Annotated in this window: 8 protein-coding genes and 1 pseudogene; 6 read left to right on the top strand and 3 right to left on the bottom strand. The window is 63.2% G+C overall.

The annotated features are described in order from the left end of the window. From aceE to A2J01_RS17750, 6 genes are all read left to right on the top strand, one after another. Positions 1 to 2,330, top strand: a 2,330-nt coding sequence (aceE, locus tag A2J01_RS17775) for a pyruvate dehydrogenase (acetyl-transferring), homodimeric type (RefSeq protein ID WP_064113236.1), incomplete at its 5' end; no start/stop codon positions are given. A gap of 99 nt (positions 2,331 to 2,429) precedes the next feature. Next, the gene (locus tag A2J01_RS17770) at positions 2,430 to 3,758 is read left to right on the top strand and encodes a PucR family transcriptional regulator (RefSeq protein WP_003941635.1); all 1,329 of its coding nucleotides are present in this window, start codon (positions 2,430 to 2,432) and stop codon (positions 3,756 to 3,758) included. Positions 3,759 to 3,885: 127 nt separating this feature from the next. Next, positions 3,886 to 4,794 (top strand): ACP S-malonyltransferase, encoded by a 909-nt coding sequence (locus tag A2J01_RS17765; RefSeq protein WP_082900896.1) that lies wholly within the window; start codon positions 3,886 to 3,888, stop codon positions 4,792 to 4,794. A gap of 84 nt (positions 4,795 to 4,878) precedes the next feature. After that, positions 4,879 to 5,154: a meromycolate extension acyl carrier protein AcpM gene (acpM, locus tag A2J01_RS17760; protein WP_003941649.1), complete on the top strand. Its 276-nt coding sequence runs from the start codon at positions 4,879 to 4,881 to the stop codon at positions 5,152 to 5,154. Positions 5,155 to 5,161: 7 nt separating this feature from the next. Beyond that, the gene (locus A2J01_RS17755; protein WP_003941591.1) at positions 5,162 to 6,412 is read left to right on the top strand and encodes a KasA/KasB family beta-ketoacyl-ACP synthase; all 1,251 of its coding nucleotides are present in this window, start codon (positions 5,162 to 5,164) and stop codon (positions 6,410 to 6,412) included. Between the two features lie 108 nt (positions 6,413 to 6,520). Beyond that, entirely contained in the window at positions 6,521 to 7,954 is a 1,434-nt protein-coding gene (locus A2J01_RS17750) for an acyl-CoA carboxylase subunit beta (protein WP_003941597.1), read from the top strand. A gap of 110 nt (positions 7,955 to 8,064) precedes the next feature. Here A2J01_RS17750 and A2J01_RS17745 read toward each other — a convergent pair whose 3' ends face one another. The 3 genes and pseudogenes from A2J01_RS17745 to A2J01_RS17735 all read right to left on the bottom strand — a co-directional run. After that, on the bottom strand, positions 8,065 to 8,574 hold the full coding sequence (locus tag A2J01_RS17745; RefSeq protein ID WP_003941617.1) for a DUF3145 domain-containing protein: 510 nt from the start codon (positions 8,572 to 8,574) through the stop codon (positions 8,065 to 8,067). Between the two features lie 128 nt (positions 8,575 to 8,702). Continuing rightward, a complete protein-coding gene (locus tag A2J01_RS17740) occupies positions 8,703 to 9,542 on the bottom strand; it encodes a serine hydrolase domain-containing protein (protein ID WP_007735479.1) in 840 nt (279 codons plus the stop codon). Positions 9,543 to 9,578: 36 nt separating this feature from the next. Then, positions 9,579 to 9,839: pseudogene (locus A2J01_RS17735) on the bottom strand (alcohol dehydrogenase); the annotation flags it as partial.

Below are 9,839 nucleotides of genomic sequence, written 5' to 3'. Positions count from 1 at the left end.
GCGACCACATCTTCATCCAGGGTCACGCCTCCCCCGGCATCTACGCGCGCGCCTTCCTCGAGGGCCGGATCCCCGCGGAACAGCTCGACGGATTCCGCCAGGAGAAGTCGCACGCAGACTTCGGCGGCGCACTGCCGTCCTACCCGCACCCACGGCTGCTTCCCGACTTCTGGGAATTCCCGACGGTCTCGATGGGCCTCGGCCCGATGAACGCCATCTACCAGGCCCGGTTCAACCACTACCTCAACGACCGCGGCATCAAGGACACCACCGATCAACACGTGTGGGCGTTCCTCGGCGACGGCGAAATGGACGAGCCCGAGTCACGCGGCCTCGCTCACGTCGCGGCAACCGAGGGCCTCGACAACCTCACGTTCGTCGTGAACTGCAACCTCCAACGCCTCGACGGCCCGGTCCGCGGCAACGGAAAGATCATCCAGGAACTGGAATCGTTCTTCCGCGGTGCCGGCTGGAACGTCATCAAGGTCGTCTGGGGTCGCGAGTGGGATGCGCTGCTGCACGCCGATCGCGACGGCGCACTGGTCAACCTGATGAACGTGACGCCGGACGGTGACTACCAGACGTACAAGGCCAACGACGGCGCGTTCGTACGCGATCACTTCTTCGGACGTGACCCCCGCACCAAGGAACTGGTCAAGGACCTCACAGACCAGGAAATCTGGAACCTCAAGCGTGGCGGCCACGACTACCGCAAGGTCCACGCCGCCTACGCAGCGGCCATGGCACACAAGGGCCAGCCGACGGTCATCCTGGCGCACACCATCAAGGGCTACACCCTCGGTAAGCACTTCGAGGGCCGCAACGCCACACACCAGATGAAGAAGCTGACGCTGGACGATCTCAAGGCGTTCCGCGACATGCAGCACATCCCGATCTCGGATGCCGAGCTAGAGAAGGATCCGTACCTGCCTCCGTACTACCACCCAGGCGCGGACGCTCCCGAGATCAAGTACATGCTCGACCGTCGTAAAGCACTCGGCGGGTTCCTGCCTTCCCGTAACACCGATGCGGCGCCGCTCAAGCTCCCCGAGGACAAGACGTACGACGTCATCCGCAAGGGTTCGGGCAAGCAGGAAGTCGCCACCACCATGGCGATCGTGCGCATCCTCAAGGAACTGTTGCGCGACAAGGAGATCGGCAAGCGCATCGTACCGATCATCCCGGACGAGGCTCGCACGTTCGGTATGGACTCGTGGTTCCCGTCGCTGAAGATCTACAACCGCAACGGGCAGCTCTACACCTCCGTCGACGCCGAACTCATGCTCGCCTACAAGGAGAGCCCGATCGGCCAGATCCTGCACGAGGGCATCAACGAGGCCGGCTCGACGGCTTCGTTCACCGCAGTCGGCACGTCGTACGCCACCCACGGTGAACCGATGATTCCGCTGTACATCTTCTACTCGATGTTCGGTTTCCAGCGCACCGGCGACGGCCTGTGGGCGGCTGCCGACCAGATGGCTCGGGGATTCGTTCTCGGCGCCACCGCCGGTCGTACAACTCTGACCGGTGAAGGTCTCCAGCACGCCGACGGACACTCGCTGCTCCTGGCATCCACCAACCCCGCAGCTGTCACGTACGACGCCGCGTTCTCGTACGAGTTGGCGCACATCGTCAAGGACGGCTTGCGCCGCATGTACGGCGGCACCGAGGGCGTCGACGGTTTCGGTGGCGAGAACATCTTCTACTACCTGACCATCTACAACGAGCCGTACGTTCAGCCGGCGGAGCCCGAAGGTCTCGACGTCGAGGGCTTGCTCAAGGGCATCTACCTCTACAAGACGTCCGAAGCATCGGGCCCGAAGGCACAGATCCTCGTCTCCGGTGTCGCGATGCCCGAGGGGCTGCGCGCGCAGAAGCTGCTTGCCGACGAATGGGGCGTCTCGGCCGACGTCTGGTCGGTCACGTCCTGGGGTGAGCTGCGCCGCGAAGGCGTCGAGTGCGAACGTCAGGCGCTGCTCAATCCGTCCGAGGATGCTCCGGTTCCCTTCGTCACCACGGCGTTGTCCTCGGCCCAAGGCCCCGTCGTCGCGGCTTCGGACTGGATGCGGGCGGTCTCGGATCAAATCCGTCAGTGGGTTCCCGGCGACTACACCACGCTCGGCACGGACGGGTTCGGGTTCTCCGACACCCGCACTGCAGCGCGTCGCTACTTCAACGTCGATGCCGAGTCCATCGTCGTTGCCGTGCTGATCGGTTTGGCAAAGGAAGGATCGATCGAGCGGTCGAAGGCCGTCGAAGCAGCGAGCCGATACCGCATCGACGACGTGAATGCTGCTCCCGAGCAGACCGGGGACACCGGTAGCGCCTAAGTCGTAGGGCAACAGTCCCAGCGATCGAAAACAGACCTACGCCCATCGCCGCGGGTGTCATCTCGACATCCGCTGCGGCGATGGGCGTAGGTTTTTCTCATGCCCGAACCTGATCCCGAGAAACCCGAAGAGGGCGTACGCCGCACTCGACCACAGTCGTCCGGGTTGCAGGCTGTACTCGCCCGCCGTCGTCAGGTTCGCGATCCACTTCCAGAAGCCTTGCTCCGTCGCGTCAAACAGTTCTCCGGCCGGCTCTCCACCGAGGCCGTGACCGTGATGGAGGAGCAGCTTCCGTTCTTCGACAGTCTCGACGCTTCGCAACGCGCCGACGTTCAACTGTTGGTGCAGACGTCGGTGGTGAATTTCCTGGAATGGCTGCGGCAACTCGACTCGGAGATCAGCTTCGGATACGAGTCGTTTCCGGTCATCCCTCAGGATCTTGCTCGACAGCTCACGCTGCGCCAGACCGTCGACATGGTCCGGGTGGCGATGGAGTTCTTCGAGAAATGGCTGCCGGCTCTCGCCCGCAACGATCAGCAGCTGATCGCGCTGACAGAAGCCGTCCTGCGCTACGGGCGTGAACTCGGTTTCGCAGCAGCGACGGTGTACGCAAGCGCTGCCGAGTCGCGGGGTGCCCTGGACACGCGACTGGAAGCGCTCGTCGTCGACGCCGTCGTGCAGGGAGACACCGGCTCGGACATGCTCTCTCGCGCCGCCACCTTGAACTGGGATGCCACGGCTCCGGCCACCGTCATCGTCGGGTCTCCCCCGCCGGACGAGCGGGTCTCGGTTGCCGGCACCGTCCACGCGACTGCCGCCGCGCACGGGCGCGCTGTTCTCGCCGTGGTGCAGGGTCCGCGACTGGTGATGATCGTCAGCGGCGAGCTGAGCAGTAAGACGGAAGGCAGCCAATTCCTTCAAGACCTGCTCATGAGTTTCGCCGACGAGCCGGTGGTGATCGGCCCGACGACACCCTCGTTGAGCGCAGCGCACTTCAGTGCGTCCGAAGCTCTGGCGGGAATCAAGGCTGTTGCCGGGTGGCGCGGCGCACCTCGTCCCGTTTTCGCGACTGAACTGCTCCCGGAACGGGCACTACTGGGAGACGCCGCTGCCGTGAAGGCTCTTCGCGATTTCCTCGTCGCACCTTTAGCTGAATCCGGCACAGTCTTGACCGATACTTTAGACAGTTATCTCGACTGTGGAGGTGCGGTTGAGACTTGTGCACGTCTTCTGTTTGTTCATCCAAATACCGTTCGGTACCGCTTGAAGCGAATCGCCGAAGTTACCGGCCGGGATCCAACGAATCCACGCGACGCGTATGTACTACGGATCGCCGCTACCGTGGGCCGATTGACACAAATCGATCTCAAATCGAACAATTCGGTTACTTCAGTCACATCTTTAACATCCGGACAAACAAACCTGTAACCCCTGAGCGTCCAATTTCGATGGCCGAGCGCGACGTGGGATTTTGTGGGAACCCTACAAAACACTTCGCCAGAGTTCATCGCGACCGACATCTCGCAGGTCGCTCGCGGCGGTGTTCTCTTAATAAGTGATTTCGTTGCTCGCCCCGGGACAGGGCTCTCAGACACCCGGCATGCTCAGCCCCTGGCTGGCACTGCCCGGAGCACAAGACCGCCTCGAAGTGTGGTCGAAGGCAGCCGGCCTGGACCTCGTCCGACTCGGCACGACCGCGACCGCCGAAGAAATCACCGACACCTCGGTAACCCAGCCCCTCGTCGTTGCCGCTGCTCTGCTGGCAAACGAAGAAATCGAATCACGTGGGCTCCTCGGCGCCGACGTCATCGCTGCCGGCCATTCGGTGGGTGAGCTTGCCGCTGCTGCGGTCGCCGGTGTTATCTCCGCTGACGACGCGGTCGCGCTTGCCGCCCTCCGTGGCGCCGAGATGGCCAAGGCTTGTTCGCTCGAGCCCACGGGCATGTCAGCCGTTCTCGGTGGAGACGAAGCCGAAGTGCTCGCACGAATCGAAGAACTCGGGCTGGAAGCAGCCAACCGCAATGCGGCCGGCCAGATCGTGGCGGCCGGACTGCTCACCGCGCTCGAAGAACTCGCAGCAAACGCACCCGAAAAGGCCCGAGTCCGCGCACTACCCGTCGCCGGAGCTTTCCACACCCGCTTCATGGCGCCGGCGCAGGACGCCGTCGCAGCTGCTGCCGCCAAGATCACCCCTTCCGATCCGACGCGCACGCTGCTTTCCAACTCGGATGGCGCACCCGTCTCCTCGGGCGCCGACGCCCTCACCAAGCTTGCCGCGCAGGTAACCCGCCCCGTTCGTTGGGACCTCTGCTCCGCGTCGTTGCGGACAGCAGAAGTCAGCGCGATCGTGGAACTCCCGCCGGCCGGAACCCTCGTCGGAATTGCCAAGCGTGAAATGCGTGGCACACCGACGGTGGCCCTCAAGAACCCGGAGGATATCTCCGCACTGTCCGAGCTGACCTAGCTCGGACGCCCACCCGGCCGATCAGCCCGAACGGCGGCCGGACGTTTCACCCCACCTCAATCGATCAAGAAGGGAGCCACACCAGTGGCCCACACTCAGGAAGAAATCATCGCGGAACTCGGCCAGATCGTGGAGGAGGTCACCGGTATCGAGCCTTCCGAGGTCACCGTTGACAAGTCCTTCGTGGACGACCTCGATATCGACTCCCTGTCCATGGTCGAGATCGCCGTTCAGACCGAAGACAAGTACGGCGTGAAGGTCCCCGACGAGGATCTTGCAGGTCTGCGCACCGTCGGCGACATCGTCGCGTACATCCAGAAGCTCGAAGCCGAAGGCGCCGAAGCCAAGAACGCAGAGTGAGCCGACCGTGACTTCCGCTTCTACCCGCAAAGGGAAATTCCCCGACATCGTCGTCACGAGCCTCGCGACGTCGACCTCGGTGGCTGGTGATGTGGATGGCACGTGGAAGGCGCTACTCGCCGGCGAAAGCGGCATCGGAATCCTCGATGACCCGTTCATCGACGAGTTCGACCTTCCCATTCGCATCGGCGGGCACCTGAAGGTTTCACCGGACGAGGGCTTGTCCCGCGTCGAAATTCGACGGATGAGCTGGGTGGAACGCCTTGCCCTCACGTTGAGTCGCACGGTCTGGAGCAACGCCGGCAGCCCTGAAGTCGATCAGGACCGCCTGGCCGTTGTCATCGGCACCGGACTCGGCGGCGGCGACACGCTCATCGACGCCGTCGACAAGCTCCGTGGCGGCGGATACCGCAAGGTGTCCCCGTTCTCGGTGCAGATGGTCATGCCCAACGGACCGGCCGCAACGGTCGGACTCGAACTCGGGGCCCGCGGTGGCGTCATCACTCCGGTGTCGGCATGTTCATCAGGTTCCGAGGCAATTGCTCACGCTCACCGCATGCTTGTCATGGGTGACGCGGACATGGTTGTGGCTGGTGGAGTCGAGAGCTTCATCGACGCCGTTCCGATCGCGAGCTTCGCCATGATGCGTGCGATGAGCACCAACAACGACAATCCGGCCGCAGCTTCACGTCCTTTCGACAAGGACCGCGACGGATTTGTCTTCGGCGAAGCCGGCGCCTTGATGATCCTCGAAACCGAGGAGCACGCAAAGGCACGCGGGGCAACGATTCACGCCCGCCTGCTTGGTTCCGGAATCACTTCGGACGGGTACCACATCGTGGCACCGCATCCGGAAGGCCTGGGCGCGGCGCGAGCCATGACCCGAGCAATCGAGATGGCCGGACTGACGAAGTCCGACATCAAGCACATCAACGCCCACGCCACTGCGACGCCGATCGGTGACATCGCAGAGGCAAAGGCAATCAACGCAGCGGTCGGCAATCACGCTGCGGTGTACGGCCCGAAATCCGCGCTGGGACACTCGATCGGCGCTGTCGGCGCCCTCGAATCAGTCCTCACGGTTCTGGCAGTGCGTGACGGGATCATCCCGCCCACGCTCAATGTTGACAGCCAGGATCCAGAAATCGATCTCGATGTCGTCAAGGGTGAACCCCGAACCGGCTCTTTCGATTTCGCACTGAACAACTCGTTCGGTTTCGGTGGGCACAATGTCGCGCTCGCCTTCGGTCGGGCCTAGCCCGAACCGCGGTTTGCACCTGTCCGCGGGTGTCGTTGCAACACAACGTCACCCGCGGACAACACCGACCTTTCGTTCCACCCAAGGCTCGTACTGAAGGAGGACGCGATGACCATCCTGGCCCCCGTGACAAAGTCCGAATCATCGACAGACCCGCGCGATCCTCTTGCGCGCCTGGAAAATCTGTTCGACCCCGGCACAACAGTGCCGCTCCACGCCCGTGACAAGTCCGGTGTGCTCGCCGCGTCCGGAAACATCGACGGCGTCCGCACCATCGCATACTGCTCCGACGCCACTGTCATGGGTGGCGCCATGGGCGTCGACGGTTGCAAACACCTCGTCAAAGCCATCGATACCGCTATCGAGGAAGAGTCCCCCATCGTGGGCCTCTGGCACTCCGGTGGCGCGCGTCTGGCTGAAGGCGTCGAGGCGCTCCACGCCGTCGGACTGGTCTTCGAGGCCATGGTCCGCGCGTCGGGTCTCATACCTCAAATTTCCGTCGTGCTCGGCTTTGCCGCTGGCGGAGCCGCGTATGGTCCAGCCCTCACCGATGTCGTGATCATGGCGCCGGAAGGCCGAGTGTTCGTCACCGGGCCGGACGTAGTTCGTAGTGTCACCGGCGAACAGGTCGACATGGTGTCACTCGGCGGTCCGGACACACACACCAAGAAGTCGGGTGTCGCGCACATCGCCGCACACGACGAGGCCGACGCATTGCACCGCGCGCGCCGCCTGGTCTCGATGATGTGCGAGCAGGGCGAATTCGATCAGCGGGCAGCGGAACTCGGCGACAGCGATCTGCGCGCCATGATGCCTGCCTCCGCGAAACGCGCGTACGACGTTCGTCCGATCGTTCACGAAATGCTCGACAACGTCGAAGGCGAGTCGAGTTTCGAAGAACTGCAAGGCAATTACGCTCGGAGCATCGTCACCGGTTTCGGCCGGATGGCCGGACGCACCGTTGGCGTCATTGCGAACAACCCACTGCGACTCGGGGGGTGCCTGAACTCCGAAAGTGCAGAGAAGGCCGCTCGATTCGTGCGACTGTGCAACGCATTCGGCGTGCCGCTCGTGGTCGTCGTCGATGTTCCCGGGTATTTGCCGGGCGTCTCGATGGAGTGGGAAGGCGTTGTCCGACGCGGAGCGAAGTTACTTCACGCCTTCGCCGAGGCAACGGTCCCCCGCGTCACCGTCGTCACTCGAAAGATCTACGGCGGCGCCTACATCGCGATGAACTCGCGAGCACTGGGAGCCACTGCCGTATTCGCTTGGCCCAACTCCGAAGTAGCCGTGATGGGTGCGAAGGCTGCTGTCGGCATCCTGCACAAGCGGGCCCTCGCAGCTGCACCGGACGACGAGCGTGAAGCATTGCACGACCGTCTCGCCGCCGAACACGAGGCGATCGCAGGCGGCGTCGACCGCGCTGTCGAAATCGGCGTCGTCGACGAGGAGATCGACCCGGCGAAGACTCGCAGCATCGTGACCGCTGCCCTCGCGTCTGCACCATCTGTCCGCGCGCGGCACAAGAACATTCCGCTCTGACAACCCGGGACAGCAAGGTGGGCCTCGCCGATACGGCGGGGCCCACCTTTGTCATTCGAGTCTTTGTCGTTCAAGCCGCGAGAGCGCTCAGGGTTCAGGATGGACCTCGGTCAGCTGACACGCCTTCGCAGCCATGTCACTTCGGCACCTTCGCCTGAACTCCGGAAGGGTTCGAGTTCCTCGTCCCACGGTGCGCCTATCGCCCGATCGATCTCCGCGGCGATGTCTCCACCGGAATTCATGATGGACCGCAGTTTCATCTCCCCTACGACGACATCACCGTTCGCACTGGTGGATCCGCGCCACAGGCCCAGACCGGGCACATGGCTGTACCGTTCGCCGTCGACGCCGTGGCTCGGGTCCTCGGTGACCTCGAACCGCAACATCGGCCACGCGCGTAGCGAGTCGACCAGGCGGGCACAGGTTCCGACGGGACCCGTCCAGTCCGTCGTCGCACGCAGAAGCCCGTCGTAGGCAGGCTGTGAGGTCCATCTGAGCTTGGCAGGGCTGTCCAACGTGGCGGACAAAGCCCAATCCACGTGCGGGCACAGCGCCGCGGGCGACGAGTGGATGTAAACCACACCAGTCGTCACGTCCGCGAATTGATTCATTTCGCGCACTCGAGCCTCCTGCTTCGACGAGGGACGTCTTCCCCAACGACCTCTGTCGAGTTCGTGCAGCACGCTCGATTGAACAGTGTGCCTTGTGTTACCCGTGTTGCGCCAGTGGAAGGAGAGAAAATTGTGCTCTACCGCGAAACTTCACCGACCACGCCATCCGACAATTCGGTCCACAAAGGCTTGGCCCAATCACCGAAATCGCGATCGGTAAGCACGACGCACGCAGTATCGATCGTGGGATCGACCCACAGGAACGTCCCGGACTGGCCGAAATGACCGAAGGTAGCGGCCGAGTTCTCGAGACCCGTCCAATGCGGACGCTTGTCGCCCCGAATTTCGAATCCGAGCCCCCAGTCGTTGGGGCGCTGAGAGCCGTAGCCCGGAAGAATTCCGTTGAGCCCCGGGAACTGCACAGTTGTCGCCTCTGCGAACGTCTGCGCCGAGACCAGAGTCGGCGAGAGCAGTTCAGCCGCGAACTTGGCCAAGTCGTCTGCCGATGCCTGCGCACCGTGACCGGCCGGACCGACAAGAGCCGCGCTGGTCATCGCCAATGGCGCGAACACCGCCTCGGCCAGATAGTCGGCAAATTCGATCTCGGTCTCCCGGGAAACCAACTCGGCAAGCACCTCGAACCCCGCACTCGAGTAGATCCGCTTCGACGCCACCGGCGCCTGAACAACACGTTCGGCGAATGCCAATCCCGAAGCATGTGCGAGGAGATGACGAACGGTCGACCCCTCAGGCCCGGCCGGCCCATCCAACTCGACCGCCCCCTCCTCCACTGCCACGAGAATCGCGTAGGCGCACAACAGTTTTGTCACCGAAGCCAGGGGGAAAACATGCGCCTGGTCGCCACTGAAACCACGAATGCGGTCGCCCTCACCGGGATTCTTCCCGGAGAGGACGACCGCTGCCGCATTGTCGACCGGCCACTGCTGGATTACGTCGAGACTGTGAGTACTGGGCACCCGATCAGACTACTGGCACAAGAGTTGCGCTTCCGATCACCAGTCAGCTTCGGTGTAGCGGATGACGCCGCGGATGTTCTTGCCATCCAACATGTCCTGGTAGCCGTCGTTCACGCCTTCGAGCGTGTAGGTCCGAGTCACCATGTCGTCGAGGTTCAGCTTGCCTGCCTTGTACATCGCGAGGAGGTTCGGCACGTCCTGGCGAGCGTTGCCACCGCCGAAAATGTTGCCCTGAAGGTCCTTCTGAAGCATCGACATCAGGAACAGGTTCAGCTTCACATCCATGTCCGTCAGGTG

This window comes from Rhodococcus sp. EPR-134 (assembly GCF_001647205.1).
Lineage (GTDB): Bacteria > Actinomycetota > Actinomycetes > Mycobacteriales > Mycobacteriaceae > Rhodococcus_F > Rhodococcus_F qingshengii.
The sequence above is the reverse complement of the archived record's forward strand: the minus strand, read 5'-3'. Positions and strand labels throughout refer to the sequence as shown.

Excerpts from the sequence above, each read along its gene's own strand:
- A2J01_RS17770 (WP_003941635.1), top strand. The coding sequence starts at position 2,430 with ATGCCCGAACCTGATCCCGAGAAACCCGAAGAGGGCGTACGCCGCACT.
- A2J01_RS17750 (WP_003941597.1), top strand. The coding sequence starts at position 6,521 with ATGACCATCCTGGCCCCCGTGACAAAGTCCGAATCATCGACAGACCCG.